This is a genomic window from Martelella lutilitoris (assembly GCF_005924265.1).
Classification (GTDB): domain Bacteria; phylum Pseudomonadota; class Alphaproteobacteria; order Rhizobiales; family Rhizobiaceae; genus Martelella; species Martelella lutilitoris.
The window spans coordinates 288,609-309,137 of the sequence record NZ_VCLB01000005.1 but is presented as its reverse complement, the minus strand read 5'-3'; the positions used below and the strand labels follow the sequence as shown (position 1 = coordinate 309,137).

General features: G+C 62.2%; 20 protein-coding genes. 11 read left to right on the top strand and 9 right to left on the bottom strand.

Annotation, left to right across the window (positions count from 1 at the left end):
• The first annotated feature begins 122 nt into the window (after positions 1-122).
• Complete coding sequence (locus FF124_RS10650) at positions 123-1,328, top strand: multidrug effflux MFS transporter (RefSeq protein ID WP_246072373.1); 1,206 nt, start codon at positions 123-125, stop codon at positions 1,326-1,328.
• Between the two features lie 49 nt (positions 1,329-1,377).
• On the opposite strand, the gene FF124_RS10645 is transcribed toward FF124_RS10650, so the two are convergent.
• On the bottom strand, positions 1,378-2,205 hold the full coding sequence (locus FF124_RS10645; protein WP_138748461.1) for an inositol monophosphatase family protein: 828 nt from the start codon (positions 2,203-2,205) through the stop codon (positions 1,378-1,380).
• Positions 2,206-2,499: 294 nt separating this feature from the next.
• Here FF124_RS10645 and rpsD point away from each other — a divergent pair, with 294 nt between their 5' ends.
• The 4 genes from rpsD to gndA all read left to right on the top strand — a co-directional run bounded on the left by rpsD (position 2,500) and on the right by gndA (position 6,639).
• Positions 2,500-3,117, top strand: a complete 618-nt coding sequence (rpsD, locus tag FF124_RS10640; RefSeq protein ID WP_138748460.1) for a 30S ribosomal protein S4 — start codon at positions 2,500-2,502, stop codon at positions 3,115-3,117.
• Positions 3,118-3,225: 108 nt separating this feature from the next.
• Complete coding sequence (locus tag FF124_RS10635) at positions 3,226-4,152, top strand: glutaminase (RefSeq protein WP_138748459.1); 927 nt, start codon at positions 3,226-3,228, stop codon at positions 4,150-4,152.
• A gap of 41 nt (positions 4,153-4,193) precedes the next feature.
• Entirely contained in the window at positions 4,194-5,051 is an 858-nt protein-coding gene (ttcA, locus tag FF124_RS10630; RefSeq protein ID WP_138748458.1) for a tRNA 2-thiocytidine(32) synthetase TtcA, read from the top strand.
• Between the two features lie 163 nt (positions 5,052-5,214).
• Positions 5,215-6,639: an NADP-dependent phosphogluconate dehydrogenase gene (gene gndA, locus FF124_RS10625; protein ID WP_138748457.1), complete on the top strand. Its 1,425-nt coding sequence runs from the start codon at positions 5,215-5,217 to the stop codon at positions 6,637-6,639.
• Between the two features lie 97 nt (positions 6,640-6,736).
• On the opposite strand, the gene FF124_RS10620 is transcribed toward gndA, so the two are convergent.
• A complete protein-coding gene (locus FF124_RS10620) occupies positions 6,737-7,810 on the bottom strand; it encodes a GGDEF domain-containing protein (protein ID WP_138748456.1) in 1,074 nt (357 codons plus the stop codon).
• A gap of 306 nt (positions 7,811-8,116) precedes the next feature.
• Between FF124_RS10620 and FF124_RS10615 the strand changes: the two genes are divergently transcribed.
• From FF124_RS10615 to FF124_RS10605, 3 genes are read left to right on the top strand one after another with little or no spacing between them, the layout of a single operon-like run.
• Positions 8,117-8,806: a fumarylacetoacetate hydrolase family protein gene (locus FF124_RS10615; protein WP_138748455.1), complete on the top strand. Its 690-nt coding sequence runs from the start codon at positions 8,117-8,119 to the stop codon at positions 8,804-8,806.
• Positions 8,807-8,837: 31 nt separating this feature from the next.
• A complete protein-coding gene (locus tag FF124_RS10610) occupies positions 8,838-9,383 on the top strand; it encodes a gamma carbonic anhydrase family protein (RefSeq protein ID WP_138748454.1) in 546 nt (181 codons plus the stop codon).
• The gene (locus FF124_RS10605) at positions 9,380-10,675 is read left to right on the top strand and encodes a GGDEF domain-containing protein (RefSeq protein ID WP_138748453.1); all 1,296 of its coding nucleotides are present in this window, start codon (positions 9,380-9,382) and stop codon (positions 10,673-10,675) included. Before FF124_RS10610 ends, FF124_RS10605 begins: the two co-directional genes overlap by 4 nt.
• Positions 10,676-10,760: 85 nt before the next feature.
• Here FF124_RS10605 and FF124_RS10600 read toward each other — a convergent pair whose 3' ends face one another.
• The 3 genes from FF124_RS10600 to FF124_RS10590 are packed head-to-tail and all read right to left on the bottom strand — an operon-like array spanning position 10,761 to position 12,799.
• Positions 10,761-11,165 carry a Fur family transcriptional regulator gene (locus FF124_RS10600; protein ID WP_210237459.1) on the bottom strand — a complete coding sequence of 135 codons (405 nt, stop codon included), beginning with the start codon at positions 11,163-11,165 and terminating at the stop codon, positions 10,761-10,763.
• A gap of 13 nt (positions 11,166-11,178) precedes the next feature.
• A complete protein-coding gene (locus FF124_RS10595; RefSeq protein ID WP_138748452.1) occupies positions 11,179-11,973 on the bottom strand; it encodes a metal ABC transporter permease in 795 nt (264 codons plus the stop codon).
• Positions 11,966-12,799 carry an ATP-binding cassette domain-containing protein gene (locus tag FF124_RS10590; RefSeq protein ID WP_138748451.1) on the bottom strand — a complete coding sequence of 278 codons (834 nt, stop codon included), beginning with the start codon at positions 12,797-12,799 and terminating at the stop codon, positions 11,966-11,968. Before FF124_RS10590 ends, FF124_RS10595 begins: the two co-directional genes overlap by 8 nt.
• 96 nt (positions 12,800-12,895) lie before the next feature.
• Between FF124_RS10590 and FF124_RS10585 the strand changes: the two genes are divergently transcribed.
• Positions 12,896-13,927: a zinc ABC transporter substrate-binding protein gene (locus FF124_RS10585; protein ID WP_138748450.1), complete on the top strand. Its 1,032-nt coding sequence runs from the start codon at positions 12,896-12,898 to the stop codon at positions 13,925-13,927.
• Positions 13,928-14,012: 85 nt separating this feature from the next.
• On the opposite strand, the gene mgrA is transcribed toward FF124_RS10585, so the two are convergent.
• Positions 14,013-15,062: an L-glyceraldehyde 3-phosphate reductase gene (gene mgrA / locus FF124_RS10580; protein ID WP_138748449.1), complete on the bottom strand. Its 1,050-nt coding sequence runs from the start codon at positions 15,060-15,062 to the stop codon at positions 14,013-14,015.
• A gap of 280 nt (positions 15,063-15,342) precedes the next feature.
• Here mgrA and FF124_RS10575 point away from each other — a divergent pair, with 280 nt between their 5' ends.
• Positions 15,343-16,167 carry an SDR family oxidoreductase gene (locus tag FF124_RS10575; protein WP_246072357.1) on the top strand — a complete coding sequence of 275 codons (825 nt, stop codon included), beginning with the start codon at positions 15,343-15,345 and terminating at the stop codon, positions 16,165-16,167.
• An 81-nt stretch (positions 16,168-16,248) separates the two neighbouring features.
• A complete protein-coding gene (locus tag FF124_RS10570; RefSeq protein WP_138748448.1) occupies positions 16,249-17,265 on the top strand; it encodes an AraC family transcriptional regulator in 1,017 nt (338 codons plus the stop codon).
• Positions 17,266-17,285: 20 nt separating this feature from the next.
• Here FF124_RS10570 and FF124_RS10565 read toward each other — a convergent pair whose 3' ends face one another.
• The 3 genes from FF124_RS10565 to FF124_RS10555 form a co-directional block, all read right to left on the bottom strand.
• Positions 17,286-18,428: a Gfo/Idh/MocA family protein gene (locus tag FF124_RS10565; RefSeq protein WP_138748447.1), complete on the bottom strand. Its 1,143-nt coding sequence runs from the start codon at positions 18,426-18,428 to the stop codon at positions 17,286-17,288.
• Positions 18,429-18,439: 11 nt separating this feature from the next.
• Positions 18,440-19,201 carry a sugar phosphate isomerase/epimerase family protein gene (locus FF124_RS10560; RefSeq protein WP_138748446.1) on the bottom strand — a complete coding sequence of 254 codons (762 nt, stop codon included), beginning with the start codon at positions 19,199-19,201 and terminating at the stop codon, positions 18,440-18,442.
• A 236-nt stretch (positions 19,202-19,437) separates the two neighbouring features.
• Complete coding sequence (locus FF124_RS10555) at positions 19,438-20,529, bottom strand: ABC transporter ATP-binding protein (protein WP_138748560.1); 1,092 nt, start codon at positions 20,527-20,529, stop codon at positions 19,438-19,440.

Here is a 20,529-nt window from a genome sequence, read left to right as displayed (position 1 = left end):
TCGGACCTGTAGAAAGGCCGCTAAGACGCTCCCAATACCCGGTCCCCGAGGGGACCGGTCACATGCCCTGAAAGTCCCTCCCCGTGATACATGCATCCCACTCCGCCCCGGTGACCAACCCGCTGCCCAAATGGGAGCTGGTCACGATGATGGCGCTATTGATGGCGCTCAATGCACTGGCCATCGACATTATGCTGCCCGGTCTGCAGCAGATCGGCGCCAGCCTCGGCGTCGACGAAGAGAACCGCCGCCAGTTCATCGTCACCGCCTATGTTCTCGGCATGGGCTGCGCGCAGCTTCTGTTCGGCCCGCTCTCCGACCGGTTCGGCCGCAGGGCGCCGCTTCTCGCGGGCCTCGCGCTTTACCTCGTGACCTCGGTATTTGCGGCTTTCGTTCCCAGCTTCGCGCTGATGCTCTTCGCCCGCTTCGTTCAGGGCGCCGGCTCTGCAGCCACGCGCGTGATCTCGATCTCGATCATCCGCGACCTCTATGGCGGGCGGATGATGGCCGAGGTGATGTCGCTGATCATGATGGTGTTCATGATCATCCCGATCCTGGCGCCGTCCATCGGCCAGACCATCCTTCTTGCCGGCGAATGGCACCTGATCTTCGTCTTCCTGGCGCTGTTTTCCGCCTGCATGTTCGTCTGGGCGCTGGTGCGGCTGCCCGAATCGCTCAATCCGGCCGACAAGCGCCCCTTCGGCCTCGCCTCGATCGCCGGCGGCTTCATGATGGTGCTCCGCAACCGCACGGCGGCATTCTACATTCTTGCCACCACCTTCATCCAGGCCTGCATGTTCGGCTACATCACCTCGGCCCAGCAGATCTATATCGGCATCTTCGATCTCGGAAAGCTGTTTCCGGTCGCCTTTGCCGGCCTCGGGATCATCATGTCCTTCTCGGCGCTCCTGAATTCGCGCCTCGTCGGCCGCTTCGGCATGCGGCGGCTGTCGCAGGCGGGCCTCATCATCTTCACCTCGGTGATCGGCATCTGGCTCGCGCTCGACCTTGCCTATGACGGGGTCATGCCGTTCTGGCTGTTCTATCTGATGTTCTGCCTGGCCTGGCTGCAATTCGGCATTCTCGGCGCGAATTTCAATTCCATGGCAATGGAGCCGCTCGGCCATATCGCCGGCATCGGCTCATCGGTGCTGGGTTTTACCAGCACGGCCGGTTCGGCGCTGATCGGTTCGCTGGTAGGCCAGTCCTTCAACGGCACCACGACGCCGCTGATCGCCGGCTTCTTCATCTTTGCAATATGCGCCTGCATTGCAACCGTAATCGCCGAGCGCGGAAAGCTGTTCAGACCCCAGAACCCCGAGGTTTGAATAAACTAGGCGCCGTGAGGGCGCCTTTTCGTGTTGCGGAAAAGCAGGTCTACAGCGTGAAGACCTTTTCCCGCAGCTCTCGCCAGCTCTCCTCGTCCGGCGCGCCGAGAATGCCACCGTCGAGGTGGTCGGGGCGGTAGGGCGAGCCGTCATAGCGGGCGATATAGCCGCCGGCCTCCTGGCCGATCAGCACGCCGGCCAGATGGTCCCAGGGCATCAGCTTGAAATAGGTGATGAAATGCAGGCCGCCGGCGGCGAAGGCGCGGTATTCCACCGCAGCACAGCGATAGCTTGCGGCAAAGCGCAGCTTCACGGTGTTCGCCATCAGCTTGGCCCGCTTTTCGTTCGGCATGAAGGCAACCGAGGCCGTGCCCAGCATTTCCGGAAGCGCGACGGGAGCGGCAACCTTCATCTTGCTGGACGAACCGTCGGCGCGCTTCAGCCATGTGCCGCCGCCCTTTTCCGCGATCATGAAGTCGTCGCCCATCGGATCATAGATCAGCCCGGCCACCGTCTCGCCCCTGGAGACGACCGCGACCATGACGCCATAAGCAGAAATGCCGTGGGCGAAGTTGAACGTGCCGTCGATCGGGTCGACGACAACGGCCATCTCGGCATCCTTCAGTTTGGCAAGCAGCGACGGATCGGCGGCGACGCCCTCCTCTCCGATGAAGAAGGCTTCGGGCAGGATCTTCTCGATACCGGCCTTGATCACCCGTTCCGCGCCGGTATCGGCAATTGTGACGAGATCGCTGGCTTCGGTTTTTTCCGCCACATCCTCATCGCCCAGCTTGCGAAAGCGCGGCAGGATCTCCTGCTTTGCGGCGTCGCGCATCAGCCCGGCGATGGCGTCGAGCGTTTCGGAAGTCAAATTCATCTGCTGAAATCCCTTTGGCATAAACTGACACCGGTTAAATCACGCCCGAGCCCGCAAAGTCCATGGCCGGAGGGCCAAAGCGCCGCGCTTTGTCGTTGACATTTTCAAGAAACCCGACTATCCCCGCGCCAACAACGGCCTTTGGCCGATGTTTCACCGACATGTCCCGTGGTTTTCCGGGCGCTTTTTTCCGCGAAAACCTGTCAGGATCTTCCCTCGGGAGGAACCAAAGGAGGGCGTGTTTCCTTGGAGCCGGCCAAGCCGGTTCTTTTGTTATGACTTAAAGGAAATACGATGAGCAAGCGCGAATCGTCCAAGCATAAAATTGACCGCCGTATGGGCGAGAATATCTGGGGCCGTCCGAAGTCCCCGGTCAACCGCCGCGAATACGGCCCCGGCCAGCACGGCCAGCGCCGCAAGGGCAAGCTTTCCGACTTCGGCGTGCAGCTGCGCGCCAAGCAGAAGCTGAAGGGCTACTACGGCGAACTGCGCGAAAAGCAGTTCCTGGCCATCTTCGAGGAAGCCAACCGCCGCAAGGGCGACACCGGTGAAAACCTGGTCGGCCTCCTGGAAAGCCGCCTCGACGCGATCGTCTACCGCGCCAAGTTCGTTCCTACGGTCTTTGCTGCCCGTCAGTTCGTCAACCACGGCCACGTCACGGTCAACGGCACCAAGGTCAATATCGGGTCCTACCGCTGCCAGCCGGGCGACGTCATCGAGGTTCGCGAGCGCTCCAAGCAGCTCGCCAGCGTTCTCGAGGCAACCCAGCTCGCCGAGCGCGATGTTCCGGAATATATCGACGCCGATCATTCCAAGATGGTTGCGACCTACGTACGGGTTCCGGCTCTCGCCGATATCCCCTACCCGGTCATCATGGAACCGAACCTCGTCGTCGAGTTCTATTCGCGCTGATTTCTCTCACGCGGATTGCATTTCGAAAAGCCGCTCCTCCGGGGCGGCTTTTCTTTTGTCTGGTGCAGGTTGCGGTTAGTATAGGCATCAAATTCCAGGGGAAAGACCATGGACCTTCAGGCCATTGCCGATGATATTGTGAGGGATCTCAGCCCCAGGCTCGGCGAGGGCAAGGTGGCCGACTATATTCCCGAACTCGCCAAGGTGGATCCCAAGCAGCTCGGCATCGCGATCACCACCGTCGACGGCAAGACCTATCGCGCCGGTGACGCGGAGACCGCCTTCTCGGTGCAGAGCATTTCCAAGGTGTTCATGCTGACGCTGGCGCTCGGCAAGGTCGGCGAGACGATCTGGCGGCGTGTCGGCCGGGAGCCCTCGGGGTCCGCCTTCAACTCCATCGTCCAACTCGAGCATGAGCACGGCATTCCTCGCAACCCCTTCATCAATGCCGGCGCCATTGTCGTCACCGACATTGTGCTGGCCGGCCACCGCCCGCGCGAGGCGATCGGCGAATTCCTGCGTTTCATGCATTATGTCGCCAATGACGACAGCCTCTATATTGATGAGCCGGTTGCCCGCTCCGAGCAGCGCACCGGCTACCGCAATTTCGCGCTCGCCAATTTCATGCGCGGCTTCGACAATCTCGAACACCCCGTCGACCATGTGCTCGGCGTCTATTTCCACCAGTGCGCGCTGGCCATGAACTGCGTCCAGCTATCCCATGCGGGCCTGTTCCTGGCCAATCGCGGCACCAATCCGCTGACGGGCTTTTCCGTCGTCTCGCCCAGGCGGGCGCGACGGATCAACGCGATCATGCTGACCTGCGGCCATTATGACGGCTCCGGCGATTTTGCCTTCCGCGTCGGCTTGCCAGGGAAATCAGGCGTCGGCGGCGGCATTCTCGCCGTTGCCCCCGGCAGGGCCTCGATCGCCGTCTGGTCGCCTGGGCTTGACGAGACCGGCAATTCCCTGCTTGGCAGCATTGCGCTGGAAATGCTGGCCGCGCGCACCGGCTGGTCGGTGTTCGGCACCTGAGCGGAACGGCAATGCAAATGCTGAATGAAAGACACGACACCATGAGCGACGCAGAAACCCTCGACGAGACCACGCCGGAAGACAGTGCCTTCCGCGCGCTGTTTGCCGATGCGCCCTCCTCCGTCAGCTTTCAGCGGCTGCGCAAGCGGCTGTTGCGTCAGGTGCGCCAGGCGATCTCCGATTTCGCCATGCTTGAGGGCCAAAAGCGCTGGCTCGTTGCGCTTTCCGGCGGCAAGGATAGCTACGGACTTCTCGCCGTGCTGATGGAACTCAAATGGCGCGGCCTGCTGCCGGTCGAACTGGTCGCCTGCAATCTCGATCAGGGCCAGCCGAACTTTCCCAAACATGTCCTTCCAGATTATCTCGAAAGCCTCGGGATCAGATACCGGATCGAGTACAAGGACACCTATTCGATCGTCACCGACAAGCTTGCGCCGGGCTCCACCTACTGCTCGCTGTGCTCCAGGCTCCGGCGCGGCCATCTCTACCGGATCGCCCGCGAGGAAGGCTGCGACGCGCTGGTGCTCGGCCACCACCGCGAGGATATTCTCGAGACCTTCTTCATGAATCTCTTCCACGGCGGCCGGCTTGCCACCATGCCGGCGAAGCTCCTGAACGATGACGGCGACCTGACGCTGCTGCGCCCGCTTGCCTATGCGGCCGAGGACGATCTGGCGCGCTTTGCCGAGGCCATGCGCTTTCCCATCATCCCCTGCGACCTCTGCGGCTCGCAGGACGGGTTGGAACGCAACGCCATGAAAAAGATGCTGGCCGACATGGAGACGCGCATGCCCGGCCGCAAGGAGGTGATGCTGCGGGCGCTCTGCAACGCCAATCCCTCGCATCTCCTCGATCCGAAGCTCTTCGATTTTGCCGGACTACGGCCTCAAACCGATTGAACTCCGCCCGCCCGCAGAGGCCGTTTCCGGCCCGCGATAGTGTGTCAGTTTCACTAAACTTTCGGTCATCTTCCTGAAAATAGACGGTTCCGTGCCTCGCGGCCTTGCCGTTTGTCTGTTGCGATGCCACAAAAGGTCACCATCAAACACGAGAGGTGATGTCGTGGAAAAAGCAGAAATCGGCCTGATTGGTCTGGGTGTCATGGGCTCCAACCTCGCCCTGAACATTGCTGAAAAAGGCAACAGAATCGCCGTCTATAACCGCACGGTCGACAAGACGCGCGCGTTTTACGCCGGCGCGGGCGACCTTCAGAAGAACATCGTTCCGACAGAAACGCTTTCGGAGTTCGTGGCGGCCATCCGTCCGCCGCGTCCGATCATCATCATGATCAAGGCCGGCGATCCGGTTGATCAGGAGATCGAGAAGCTGCGCCCCTATCTCGGCAATGGCGACATCATCATCGATGCCGGCAATGCCAATTTCCACGATACCCGCCGCCGCTTCCAGGAGCTGGAAGGCACCGGCCTGACCTTTATCGGCATGGGCGTTTCCGGCGGCGAGGAAGGCGCGCGGCACGGTCCCTCGATCATGGTCGGCGGCACGGAAGACAGCTATGCCCGCGTTGAGAAGGTGCTGACCTCGATCTCGGCGAAATATGCCGACGATCCCTGCTGCGCCTGGCTCGGCCCGGACGGCGCCGGCCACTTCGTCAAGACCATCCATAACGGCATCGAATATGCCGACATGCAGATGATCGCCGAAATCTACGGCATCCTGCGCGACGGCGTCGGCATGAGCGCCTCGGAAATCGCCCATGTCTTCAGCGAATGGAACAATGGCCGCCTGAACTCCTTCCTGATCGAGATCACCGCCAAGGTGCTGACGGCGACCGATCCGGAAACCGGCAAGGCCATGCCCGACATCATCGTCGATGCCGCCGGCCAGAAGGGCACCGGCCGCTGGTCGGCGATCGAGGCGCAGCAGCTTGCCGTGCCGGCGACCGTGATCGAGGCGGCCGTTGCCGCCCGTTGCCTCTCCTCCATGCGCGATGAACGCAAGGCCGCCGAGCCAATGTTCAACAAGGAAGAGCTGGAATTCAAGATTCCGCCGGGTCCCTGGCTCAACCGCGACCTGGAACTGGCGCTTTTCGCCGCCAAGATCGCGGCTTACGCGCAGGGCTTCGACGTCATGGCCTCGGCATCCGAGCAGTATGGCTGGAACCTGCCCATGCCGGAAATCGCCCGGATCTGGCGCGCCGGCTGCATCATCCGTTCGCAGTTCCTCGACGAGATCACCAAGGCCTTCTCCGAAACGCCGGATGTCGCCAACCTGATCGTCACCCCGGCCTTTGCCGCCATGGTCAACGAGTGCCTGCCGTCGCTGCGCCGCATCGTCGCCGCCGCCACCTCGGCAGGCCTGCCGGTTCCGGGCCTTGCCTCGGCGCTGACCTATTTCGATGCCTACCGCCAGTCGCGCGGCACCGCCAACTTGATCCAGGCACAGCGCGACTTCTTCGGCGCACATGGTTTCGACCGTCTCGACGGCCTCGACATCCACCACGGCCCCTGGGGCAGCGGCGCGGCCTGAAAACAGGCTTTGCCAGTCTGATGAACCGAAAAGCCCCGCCGACGCGGGGCTTTTTTTCAATAGCGCTGTCTCGTCTCGAAGACTACGGCGAGGCAGCCTATTCCGTGTGAATTTCCACGCGGTTGCGGCCATTGCGTTTGGCCTCGTACAGCGCCTTGTCCGCGTTCTTGATCACGGTATAGACCGAGGGCTCATTTTCGGAAGATTGGGCAACACCGGCGCTGACCGTCACGGTGACACCATTGGCAAAGTCTTCTGCGGCAAGCTGGCCCCTGATGTCTTCCGCAATGCGCGCGGCATTGCTCAAGAGGGCGTCATTGAGGATCACGCAGAATTCCTCGCCGCCGTAGCGCACCACCAGATCGCTTCCGCGTATGCGCCGGGAAATGATCTCGGCAAACCGCGCCAGCACGACATCGCCGCAACTGTGGCCATGCGTGTCATTCACGGTCTTGAAGTGATCGAGGTCGAACATGATGACGCAGAAGAGCTCGGGCGTCTCCTGGTTGGGATTGCGCCGCTCAAGCACTTCCAGCGCGCGCCGGTTGGAAAGGCCGGTCAGCGCGTCGCGCTCGGCCAGTTGCTTGAAGGTCTTGTGCTCGGCTTCCCGCCGTTCCTCCATCGCCAGAAGATAGCCGAGGATCATCGTGCCGAGCACATTCCTGACGATGAGCGCCGGAAGCGACTTTGCCGCCGTGTTGACGACGAAATCGAACGGCATCAAAAGGACACTCGACAGGCTGAGAGAAATGGCAAGCCCAAGGAGCGCAAGGTTGCCGAGATCGCGCCGGCTGCCTCGAATGCGCACGAAGGCGAGCGCTATGAGCGCCGCCACGACGATACTGACCGTTCCCGGCAGCACACCCGCGCCGCCGATAAAAATCCTTACCGCGACGGCAACCACGCAGGCGATCAGCGCCGCCCAGAGGCCGCCGAAAAGCGCGGCAAGGCCCACCATCACCACGCGGATGTCGACGACGATGCCGGGTCCAATCACAAGCGGATCGATCATCGTGATCGCCGCGCCGAGGCTGAACAGAACGCCGATCGCCGGCCCCGCCCAGAGATCCGGCCAGCGCGAACGCAGGATGGCGCGATAGGACAGGATGACCAGCGCGGCCAGTCCCACCTTCTCCAGCATGCTCGCGAGAATTCCGAAACTCTCTATCATCAGTCACTGTTCCTCGTTCGGACGTTTTCGCCCTTTCCCATTCTTCGGCAAGAACGACGGGTGGAGCCCCCGCCGCAAACGCCTCTGAGCGCCACGGCATTCGGTCTTCGACATTTCGGGGGAAACGCATCACGCAGTTGGGGCGTTGTTAAGGTTAATGCCCAGTTCATCACAAGCAAAAAATGTCCACACAGGCTAACCGTCCCCTGTTCAATCGTCATTTGCGCCCAGGGTTGGCTTGATTGGCCCGGCCGAATGGCCCAAAACTCCACCTTCCGCAGCAGACAGCAGAAAGAGACGCCGGCAATGTCAGCAGCCGTATTTCCTCCGCCGCCCGCGAAACTGCTCCCCGTTATCGGTATCGAGGAGCGGTTTCCGGTTCGACGCGTCTATTGTGTGGGGCGCAATTACGCTGCCCACGCGGTGGAAATGGGACACAACCCTGACCGCGAGGCGCCGTTCTTCTTCCAGAAAAACCCCGACAACCTGCTTCTTCCGGGCCTTTCCTTTCCCTATCCGAGCCTGTCCGCCAATGTTCACCACGAAGTCGAATGCTATGTGGCGCTCCAGTCCGGCGGCGCCGATATCGCCCTCGACAATGCTCTCGGCTGCGTCTACGGCTACGGCGTCGCGGTGGATTTCACCCGGCGCGATATTCAGGACGAGGCCAAGACAAAAAGCCGTCCCTGGGAGATGGCGAAGGCCTTCGAACATTCTGCGCCCGTTTCCGAAATCGCACGCGCCGCAGACATCGGCCACCGGGAAGAAGGCGCGATCACGCTCTCGCGCAACGGCGCGGAAGTCCAGCGCGGCGACCTCAACCAGATGATCTGGAAAGTGCCGGAAATCATCGCCGAACTCTCCCGCTACGTCACGCTCGCGCCCGGCGACGTCATCCTGACGGGAACGCCGTCCGGCGTTGGCCCGGTGTCGCGCGGCGACCACATTTCCTGCGCGATCGAGACTGTCGCGAAACTTGCATTCGACGTGATCTGATATACTCTGACGTTTCTCAGGAGGACGGAAATTGACGATTTACGCGCTCGGCGACCGCCGACCGACACTGCCCGCGCAAGGCGCCTTCTGGATCGCGCCCGATGCCGCCGTGATCGGCAATGTCATCATTGGCGATGATGTGGGGATATGGTTCTCGGCCGTGCTGCGCGGCGACAACGAGCCGATCACCATCGGCGCCGGCAGCAATGTCCAGGACGGCGTGATGATCCACACCGATATGGGTTCGCCCGCGACCATCGGTGAAGGCTGCACCATCGGCCATCACGCCATCATCCATGGCTGCACGATCGGCGACAACAGCCTTGTCGGAATGGGCGCGACCATCCTCAACGGCGCCGTCATCGGCAGGAATTCACTCGTCGGCGCCAATGCGCTGGTGACGGAAGGCAAGAGTTTTCCCGACAACAGCCTGATCGTCGGCGCTCCCGCCAAGGCCGTGCGCACGCTCGACGCGGCCGCGATCGAAGGGCTGCGCCATTCGGCGGCAAGCTACCAGGAAAACTGGAAACGCTTCAGCCGCGAGCTCAAGGTCATCGATACCGGTTCGGACAGATGAACCCTTCGCCGTTCATCACCCTGCCGAAACGCGATCAGGCGCTTGACGACCTGATTGGCAGGCAGCTTGCGCGCACTGGCTGGGTGCTGGCCTTTCCGCCGGAGCTCGAAGAGCGGTTCAATGCCCATATCCACGCCAGCCGGCATCGCCAGATCGTCCGCGCCGCCCTGGTGGGAATCGGCTTCCTGTTCGCCTTCGTCGCCGTCGATCTGATCTACCGGCCGGAGCTGATCGTCACGCTCACCATCATCCGCGCCGGCGTAATCGGCTCCCTCATGGCAGCGCTGTCAGTCGTGATCGCGTTCCGGCGCGACACGCGCCTTCCGGGGCTGATGTCGATCCTCGGCATTTCCGTTGCCTCGCTCGGGGCCGGACTGATGCTGACCACGGTCGGCAATCCGATCGTGCAGTATGAACCCTACATCTTCATCCTCGTCGCCGTCATCGCCAACATCGCCCTGCCCCTGCGCCCACCGCAGGCATTGCTTGCCTCGGCGATCAACTTCGCCATCGCCATCTATTTCATTCTGCCGCTGCCGACGCTCGTGCCGGATGAAAAAGCATCCCCCTTGATCTTCCTTCTGGCGACGACCGTCATGACAATGCTTGCCAATGTGCGGATCGAGACCATCGAGCGGAAAATATTCCTGCTTTACCTGCGTGAGAAACTGCGCGGCGAGGCACTGTTGAGCGAATATCGCTCGCTCGACCATATCTCCAACACCGATGCCCTGACCGATCTGGCCAACCGGCGGCTGTTCGATGAGTTCCTCCGGCAGAGCTGGCAGGAGGCCAGGTTCAACGACGAGCCGCTCACCCTGCTGATGATCGATATCGATCACTTCAAGGGCTACAACGATACCTACGGCCATCCGGCCGGCGATGAATGCCTCAAGCAGGTTGCCAGGGCGCTCAAGGCCAGCACGCGGGCGGAAAGCGATCTGCCCGCGCGTTTCGGCGGCGAGGAGTTTGCGCTGGTGCTGCCGAACTGCGAGGAAGATGACGGGCTTGCCATGGCCAGGCGGATCCACGAGGCCATTGCCGGGCTCGACATCCTGCATGCGACAAGCCCGCTGAAGCGGCTCTCGGTCTCGATCGGGGTTGCGACGGAACGGCCGGCAAACACCAGGCACGAGCCGCGCAGCCTGCTGATCCGGGCTGACCGTGCGCTCTACGCAGCCAAACAGGGCGGACGCAACCTGACATCAGTCGACAGACCGGGCGAAGATCACCGGCAGTCGGCCGCGGCGGCAGTGGTCAATGGCAGCGCCGCCGAGCAGAAGGCCTCCTGAGAAAGACGAACCGACCCGCGCTCTAACTTATTGAATTTACGTATCGTTCCTATTGAAAATCGATTCCGATTTTCGAGCCGATGCGCTAGCGCCGGCAGTCCTCGCACAGGCCGCGCATCTCAACCGTCATCCGTTCCGGCTTGAACTTCCGGCCTTCGGCCAGTGCGGCCAGCGCATGCTCGATCTCGTGCGCGTGAAACTCGATGACGGCGCCGCACCCTTCACAGATGGCAAAGGCGGTCATGCCGTGATGGCTGCAATCCTCGTCTGGATGGGCGCAGGCGACATAGGCGTTCATGCTTTCGAGCCTGTGCACCATGCCGGCTTCGGTCAGTTTGTCGAGCGCGCGGTAGACCTGAAGCGGGGCCTTGAAACCATGGTCCCGCAGGCGATCGAGGATGGTGTAGGCGCTCATCGGGCCTTCGCTTTCCGCAAGGCAATCGAAGACGAGCGTCTGGTTGCGGGTCAGTTTGCGCGCGGCAATGGTCATCAGAAAACCTCCTTCATGCGCGTCGGGCGGCAAGCGGAACCATGCCGGCAACGAAGAGCAGCATGGCGGCAACGACGATCGACGGCCCCGAGGGCGTATCATAGTAGAGAGAGGCATAAAGGCCCATCACCACGGAAACCGCGCCGATCAGCGAGGCGATCACCGCCATGGCCTCCGGCGTCTTCGCAAAGCGCCGCGCGGTCGCCGCCGGCACGATCAGCAGCGAGGTGATCAGCATGATGCCGACGATCTTCATGGCGATCGCGATTACCAGCGCCATCAGCAGCATGAAGACGAAACGCGCGGTTTCCGGCCTCAGTCCTTCCGCCTGCGCGATCTCCGGCGAGACGGTTGCGGCCAGAAGCGGCCGCCAGAGCGCCACGATCGCGCCGACGACGACGAGGCCGCCGAGCCAGACGATGGCGATGTCGGTTCGGGTGACGGAGAGGATGTCGCCGAACAGAAAGCTGATGAGATCAACCCGGACCCAGGTGAGGAAGGAAACGATCACCAGCCCGATGGCAAGCGTCGAATGGGCGAGAATGCCGAGCAGGCTGTCGGTCGAAAGCGCGCGCCGCCGCTCCAGCAAAATCAGAAGTATCGAGATCGCGGTGGCAACGACGAAAACGCTAAGCGTGAGGTTGACAGCAAAGAGCAGCGACAAGGCCACGCCCAGCAGCGCGGAATGGGCCATGGTGTCGCCGAAATAGGCCATCTTGCGCCAGATGATGAAACAGCCGAGCGGACCTGCCATCAAGGCGACGCCAATGCCGGCGATCAGCGCGCGGGTGAAGAAATCGTCAAGCATGGGATTTCTCCCCGTCAGCATGCGTATGGTGCCCGTCATGGGGATGGCAGTGATCGGTGACCGTGCCATCGGCATGGCGCACGCGCCCGTCCGGCATATGGGTGTGGTCGTGATGGTGGCGGTAGAGCGCAAGCGCGCCTGACGCCCGCGCGCCGAAGAGCGCCTGATAGGCCTCGCTGCCGCTGACATCCTCCGGCGTTCCCGTGCAGCAGACATGGCCATTGAGGCAAACCACAATATCGGTCTGCGCCATCACCACATGCAGGTCGTGGGAGATCATCAGCACGCCGCAGCCCTGGCGGTCGCGGATCTTCGAGATCAGCTCGTAAAGCGCGATCTCGCCGGAATAATCGACCCCCTGCACCGGCTCGTCGAGCACCAGCAGGTCCGGCTTGCGGGCAATCGCCCGGGCCAGAAGCGCCCGCTGGAATTCGCCGCCCGAAAGGGTCTGAACGTTCGCCTCTTCCATATGCGAAAGCCCGACCGCCTCCAGCGCAGCGGATATCTCCGCGCGCGACAGCGATCCCGTGACCGTCATCAGCCGGCGGACGGTCAGCGGCAGCGAGTGATCGATGTTGAGCTTCTGCGGCACATAGCCGATCTTCAGGCGGGACGCGCGCCACACCCTGCCCTCGTCCGGCTCGAACACGCCGATCGCCATTTTCGCGCTGGTCGACTTGCCGGCGCCGTTCGGTCCGATCAGGGTGACGATCTCGCCGCGTCGCACCTCGAAACGCACGCCGCGCACGAGAAAACGCCCCTCGCGCCTGATCCCGGCATCCTGCAGCGAAACCAGCAGCCCGGCTTCATCCTTGGTCTTGGTCAATTTCTGAAAACTCCGTCTTGCGGCGCTCTATGACATACGTTATAGCATTACGCAATTAATGTAATAACATTACATTGCCATGCAAGTGAGGTCCTGATGAATTCCCTTCGTACGCTTCTCCTGACAACGGTCGCCGTTTCGGCCGCCGGCGCCGCCGTCGCAGATGACAATCTCAAGGTGGTCACGTCGATCAAGCCGCTCTATTCCCTGGCAACGGCGATCACGGCGGGAACCGAGACCGAGACGACGCTTCTGGTCAAGGGCGCGGCCTCGCCGCACACCTACAGCATGGCTCCGTCAGAGGCGCGGGCGCTGCAGCAGGCCGATGTCGTGTTCTGGATCGGACCGGCGCTCGAGCATTTCCTCGACAAGCCGCTTGAGGCGCTCGGCGGCAATGCCAAGGTCGTGGAGCTTGAAGACGCGCCCGGAGTCGAGACGCTCGAACCGCGCGCGGGCGGCGCCTTCGACGCGCATGACCACGATCATGAAGGCGATGTTCATGACGACCACGACGCGGACCAGGACCATGATGCGCACGCTGATCATGATCACGATGAACATGCTGACGCCGAGCACGAGCACGCGGAAGCCGACCACCACCACGACGGCGAAGTCGACCCGCATATGTGGCTTGATCCCTTCAACGCGAAGGCCTTCGCGGCCGCAATGGCGCAAACGCTTGCCGAAAACGACCAGGCCAATGCGGCGATCTATGCCGACAATGCGGAAAAGCTTGAGGCAAGGCTCGATGATCTGGCGGCCGGCATTCAGGCCCAGATCGACAGCGTTTCGAAAGAACCCTATGTCGTCTTCCACGATGCCTACCACTATTTCGGCCATCGCTTCGACGTCGAGGCGGCGGGTTCGATCACCGTCAATCCGGAAGCGCCGCCGAGCGCCCAGCGCATTCGCGAAATCCACGACAAGCTGACGGAACTGGGGGCGGCCTGCGTCTTCTCCGAACCGCAATTCCCGCCAAAGATCATCGACGCCGTGATCGAGGGAACCGATGCCCGCACCGGCGTGCTCGATCCGCTCGGGGCCGGCCTTGAAGACGGGCCGGATCTTTACTTCGTCCTGCTGGAAAACCTCGCCGGCAATCTGACCGACTGCTTTGTGGCCGAATAAGCGCCATGAAGACTTCCCCCGGGCACGCGCATGATGGCCGGGAGAAGTGGCCTGCGGGTGTCGTAGCTGCCACCCGCAGGCGTTTTTATTTCTTCCGTTCGGGGCCTTTGCGCTCGGCCGATTTCGCCCAGATGTTGATATTGGCGTCGAGCGCGTAGGTGTCGATCTCGGCCAGTTCGGCATCGGTGAAATCGGGATTGTCGAGGGCTGCCACGCAATCGGTCACCTGTTCCGGACGGCTCGCGCCGATCAGTGCCGTCGTCACCCGGCCCTTGCGCAGCACCCAGGCGAGCGCCATCTGCGCCAGCGTCTGGCCGCGCCGCTCGGCAATCGCGTTCAGCGAGCGGATATGAGCGATCGTCTCGTCCTTGAGGAAGGCCTGCTGCAGCGACTTGCCCTGGGCGGCGCGGCTGTCTTCCGGGATGCCGTTCAGATATTTGGACGTCAGCATGCCCTGGGCGAGCGGCGAGAACACGATCGAGCCGAGGCCCAGTTCCTCCAGCGTATCGAGAAGCCCGTCATCCTCGACCCAGCGGTTGATCATCGAATAGCTCGGCTGGTGGATGACGAAGGGGGTCTTCAACTCCTTCAGGATCGCATAGGCCTCGCGGGTGCGCTGCGAATTGTAGGACGAGATACCCACGTAAAGCGCCCTCCCCGAACGGACGATATGGTCGAGCGCCAGCATGGTTTCCTCAAGCGGCGTGTCGGGATCGAAGCGGTGCGAATAGAAGATGTCGACATAGTCGAGGCCAAGCCGCTTCAGGCTCTGGTCGCAAGAGGCGATCATGTATTTGCGGCTGCCCCATTCGCCGTAGGGTCCCGGCCACATGCCGTAACCGGCCTTTGACGAGATGATCATTTCATCGCGCAGGCCGGCGAACTCCTTCTTCAGGATCGAGCCGAAGGCCGTCTCGGCGGTCCCCGCCGGCGGACCGTAATTATTGGCAAGGTCAAAATGGGTAATGCCCGCGTCAAACGCCGTCTGGCAGATCGCGACCTTGCGCTCGCGCGGCGTGTCGTCGCCGAAATTGTGCCAGAGCCCCAGCGAGATTGCAGGCAGCTTCAGGCCGGAATTGCCGCAGCGGTTATATTTCATCGTGTCATAGCGCGTTTCGGACGGTGTCCAGCTCATCATGGTCATCCTGATTTCGACGTTGCGCCCCGGTTCCGGGAGGGAACCTTCGCGTGAGGAGGCGTTCTTGGGAGAAAGCGCGCGGCAGAAGGCCGCCCGCTCTTTGAGAAAATCCAGTCCGGACTATAATCCATTCACCCGCAATGATCCATGTCCTTGCCCGCCGAGATTGGGGAGGCAGCTTGGCGCGATCGGATTGAAGAACGGCATCATCCGCCAATGCGGTCGCGATCCCCGGCCGCTATCCTGCCATCTCCCGTCGAGATCAGGAAAGGCAATCATGATGACAAGGACCGTTCTTATCACCGGCACGTCGAGCGGCCTCGGCCGCGCTGCGGCGCGGTTGTTCCAGGCCAAAGGCTGGAACGTGGTCGCGACCATGCGCGCGCCCAAGCAGGAAGAAGAACTGATGCGGCTCGACCGCACGATCGTCACCCGTCTCGACGTCGAGGACCAGGCCTCGATCGAGCGCGCCGTCGAGGCCGGCATTTCGGCCTTTGGAGCGATCGATGTTCTGGTCAACAATGCCGGCTACGGCGCCTTCGGCCCGCTGGAAGCGACGCCGCTCGAAAAGGCCCGCCGGCAGTTCGATGTCAATGTCATGGGTCTCATCGCTGTCACGAAGGCGCTGCTGCCGCATTTCCGCGTCCGCAAAAGTGGCGTGATCGTCAATATCTCCTCCATTGGCGGACGGATGACCTTTCCGCTCGGTGCGCTCTATCACGGCACGAAATTCGCCGTGGAAGGCCTGTCGGAATCACTACATTTCGAGCTGGAGCCCCTCGGCATTGCCGTGAAGATCGTGGAACCGGGCGGCATAAGGACCGACTTTTCCGGCCGCTCCCTCGACTTCAGCAATGATCCGGCGCTGGAAGAATACCAGCCCTTGGTGAACACGCTGCTTGAGGCCATCGGTCCGATGATGGAGAACGGCTCGTCGCCCGAATCCATTGCCGAAGTGGTCTACCGTGCTGCGACCGACAAGACGCGGCAACTGCGCTTTGCCGCGGGTGAAGATGCGGTGGACATTCTCGAGAGGCGCGCCGCAAGCGATGACGCGACCTTCATCGGCGGCCTCAAGGCGCAATTCGGCATGGGCAACTGAAGCCGGATCATGCAGAATGCATTGACGGGTCGGAGCGTTTCCAGGAAAAGCGGAAGCGCTCCATAAGGGATGAAGCCTATAATGATGACGACCGGCTATGCGCTTGACGCCACCTGGCGTCCGCTGCTCAAGGATCTCGGCCTTGTTCCCGCTGACGTTCTGAGGCGCGCCGGACTTGCCGATGATCTTCTGCGGAACCCCGGCGTCCGGCTCGCCTCTGAGGACTACTATCGTCTCTGGGAGGCGGTCGCGCAGGACGACCGGCTCTTTCCCTTGAGGCTTTGTCGCGCCATCCGCGCCGAGTCCTTTTCGCCGCCCCTGTTCGCCGCCCTGTGCAGCCCGAATCTCGGCGTGGCGCTCGGCCGCATCAAGGCCTACAAGAAGCTGATTGCGCCCATGCGCCTCGACCTGACCGAGACGGACAACGGTCTGACCGTCGAGATGACATGGCTTGATGCGCCATTCCGCCCGCCGCAAAGCATGATCCAGTTCGAACTGCTTTTTGCCGTGACGCTGGCGCGCATGGGCACGCGCGAACAGATCAGTCCGGTCGCGGTCGAAACGACCGCATCGCCTGTCCCGGCGGGACCTTTCGAGGCCTTCCTCGGCGCACGCATGAAGCCGGCGACGCGCAACGCCGTGACCTTCTCCGCAAGCGATGCCGTCCGCCCCTTTCTGACCTCGAATGAAAGCCTGTGGGAAGCGTTCGAGCCCGGCCTGCGCGAGCGTCTCGCCGTTCTGGAGGAAGGAGCGACCACCGTCAGGCGGGTGAAGGCCGCCCTGCTGGAAGGCCTGCCAAGCGGGCTCGCATCGATCGAGGCAGTGGCGGCCAAGCTCTCGCTGAGCAAGCGCACGCTGCAGAGGCGGATCGAAGCGGAAGGTTCCTCCTACCAGGAGATATTGCAGGAGACGCGCGAGGCCCTTGCCTGGCACTATCTGAGGACGACGAAACTGCCGGCGGCGGAAATCTCTTTCCTCCTCGGCTTCAGCGAACCGAATTCCTTCAACCGGGCATTCCGTGCGTGGTCCGGCCTGACGCCGGAAGGCGCGCGCCGCGCCAACCGGGACGGAACGCCGCCGCAGCGCCGCTCCGCCTGAGGGCAACGCATCGGGCCTTGTTACCGCAGAAGCGCTGCCGCCGCCTCGGCGTCGAGTGCGGCCGGCTGCGAGCAGGTGGTCGACAGCGGCACGAAGGCGCCGGACTCGCCCGATTTCAGGATCGCGGCCATGACATCAACGCCATGCAGGGCGCGTTCGAGCGAGCATCGCGCGTCCCGCCCCTCGATCAGGGCCACGGCCATGTCGGCAAGCCCGGCGGTGCGGTAGTTCGCCCGTCCGCGCTTGTCGCCCTTGTCGAAATCCTGGTTTGGCTTGGCGAAAGGATGATCGCCGAGATCCAGCTGGCCGATCTTGCCATCGCGCCCGGCCGCCTCCACCGTTCCGCCGAAGAAGTTCGGATCGGGCACGAAGAGCGAGCCTTCCGTTCCGTATAGCTCCATGGGGGAATGGCGGTGGGCGAAGACATCCCAGCTTGCCGCAAGCGAGACCGTCGCGCCGTTCTCGAATTCCAGAAGCGCGTGGATATTGGTCGGCGTCTTGACCGGAATGATTTCGCCCCTGCGCGGTTCGGAGGTTATGGTGCGGGTCTCGTTCGCCATCGAGGTCAGCGCCGCCACCTGTTTCACCGGTCCGATCAGGTTGATGAGGTTGGCGATGTAGTAGGGCCCGAGATCGAGCACCGGCCCGCCCCCGGGCAGGAAGAAGAAGTCCGGGTTCGGATGCCACATTTCCATGCCCGCGCTCATCACATGGCAGGTGCCGGAGGTGATCCGGCCAACCTTTCCCTCATCGATATATTTGCGGGCGCGCTGGTGGGCGCCGCCGAGAAACGTATCCGGCGCGCAACCGACGGCGAGGCCCTTTTTTGCGGCGAGGCGTCCGAGTTCCTTGCCCTCGTCGACGGAGAGCACCAGCGGCTTTTCCGAATAGACATGCTTGCCGGCTTCCAGCGCGCGCCGCGACATTTCGTAATGCGCCGCCGGAATGGTGAGATTGACGATGACGTCGATCTCGTCATTGGCGAAGAGTTCGTCGACGCCTTGCGCGATGACGCCGTATTCCTCCGCCCGCGCCTTGGCCGCGGCAGCGTTGATGTCGGCGCAGGCCAGCACTTTCAGCCCCTTGAACATCGGCGCGAGCGAAAAATAGGTCGCGGAAATATTGCCGCATCCGAGGATGCCGACACCCAGTTCCTTGGTCATGTTTGCCTCGTTCAGAAGGTCTGGAAAGATGCGATCGAACGCTCGACCAGCCGGTCGATGTCGTTCGGATTGTCATGCTCGACGATGTAATGTTTGATCGGCATCGACTTCAGCACCTTCATCAGGCCCTTCCAGTCGACCGTGCCGTAACCGACATCGGCCCAGCCATCCTCGTCCTCGTTCTCGCCTTCCTCGGCGATATCCTTCACATGGACGGCGGTGATCCGCTCCTTGAAGAGCTCGATCCAGAAATAGGGATCGGCATCGCCGCGGATCACCCAGGCGATATCGGCCTCCCAGGCAAGCGTCGGGCCGCCGGCCATGATGTGACGCATCGGCGCCGTGCCGTCGGGCAGAAGTTCGAACTCGAAATTGTGGTTGTGCCAGCCGAAGACGAGGCCGGCGTCGCGGAAGGGTTTTCCGGCCGCTTCCAGCCGTGCGCCGAATTCCTTCCACCCCCCGGCCGTGTCGGGCCGCTGGTCGGGCAAAAGGAAGGGGCAGAACACACTGTCCATCTTCAGCCTGGAGGCGATCTCCAGAACGCGGTCTGGGTTATTTTCCAGCATGGCCAATCCGAAATGGCCGGTCGGCATTGACAGGCCGATTGCCTCGAGATCGGAGGCGAGCCGGTCAAGGCCTGCCTCGTCGAGGTCGTCGTAAAGCGCGCCATAGCCTTCGACCTCGCCATAACCTGCGGCCGCGAGCTTCCTGAACACGCCCGAAAAGGGTTGATAATTGCGCGCGCTATACAGTTGAAATCCGAGTTTTGTCATTTCATCCTCCCGGCAGTTGCGTGCTGCCGAACTCCGCATTGAGACCAGCGCAGACATGCGCCGGCAAAGGTGTTTCCGTCCCGCAATTCTAGCGCGTTTGCCCGAAAGGGAAAGCCGCGACTTTCCAATTGCGCTAGCGCATCGGCCCGAAAATCGGAATCGGTTTTCGGAAAGCACGATGCGTAGATTCAATAGGCTGGAGCGTCTTTTATGCGTCCGAATGGACGCACCGCGCTCTAGAGCCTGAGCTCCGTTTCCGCATCGAACAGCGATGCCAGTTCCATGGCGAAGGCGAGCCTGATCCGCTGCCCCGGCTTGTAGCGCTTGTTGCCGCCGACGCGCACGGTGAACAGGTGGCCGGCATGTTTCAGCCACAACAGATTGTCCGCGCCCATCGGCTCCTCGAGATCGACCACGGCCTCATGGACCTCCTGGTCCTGGTGAATTTCGTCGTCGACCATCACATGTTCCGGCCGGACGCCGAGAATGACCTTGCCGGAGGCCGGCAGCGGCCCGTTGCCTTCATAGCCGTCGAGGCCGAAGTCGATGCCGTTCGAGCGGAAAATGGTCTTCCCGTCCTTAATAGCCAGCTCCCCGTCGAGGAAATTCATCGAGGGCGAACCGATGAAACCCGCGACATAGCGGTTGACCGGGCGATTGTAGATCGTCGTCGGCTCGTCGAGCTGCTGGATGACGCCGCCGCGCATGATCGCGATCCGGTCGGCAAGCGTCATCGCCTCGATCTGGTCATGGGTCACATAGATCATCGTGTTTTCAAGCGACTGGTGCAGCCGCTTGATCTCGACACGCAGTTCGGAGCGGAGCTTGGCGTCGAGGTTGGAGAGCGGCTCGTCGAACAGGAACACGTCAACATCGCGCACCAGCGCGCGGCCGATGGCGACGCGCTGGCGCTGGCCGCCGGAAAGCTCCGCAGGCTTGCGTTTCAAAAGCGGTTCGATCTGCAGGATTTCGGAGGCCCGTTTGACGCGCTTGTCGATCTCCGCTTTCGGGATTTTCGCCACCTGAAGGCCGAAGGAGAGGTTCTTCTCGACCGTCATCTGCGGATAGAGCGCATAGGACTGGAACACCATGCCGATGCCGCGATCCTTCGGTTCAAGCCAGGTGACATTCCTGTCCTTGATGAAGATCTGGCCGGCGGAAACATCGAGAAGGCCGGCGATGCAGTTCAGAAGCGTCGACTTGCCGCAGCCCGACGAGCCGAGCAGCACGAGAAACTCGCCGTCCTGAATGTCCAAATCGAGATTCTTCAGCACGTCGACGGCGCCGAAGGAGAGCGACAGATCCTTGATTGAAACACTCGTAGTCAT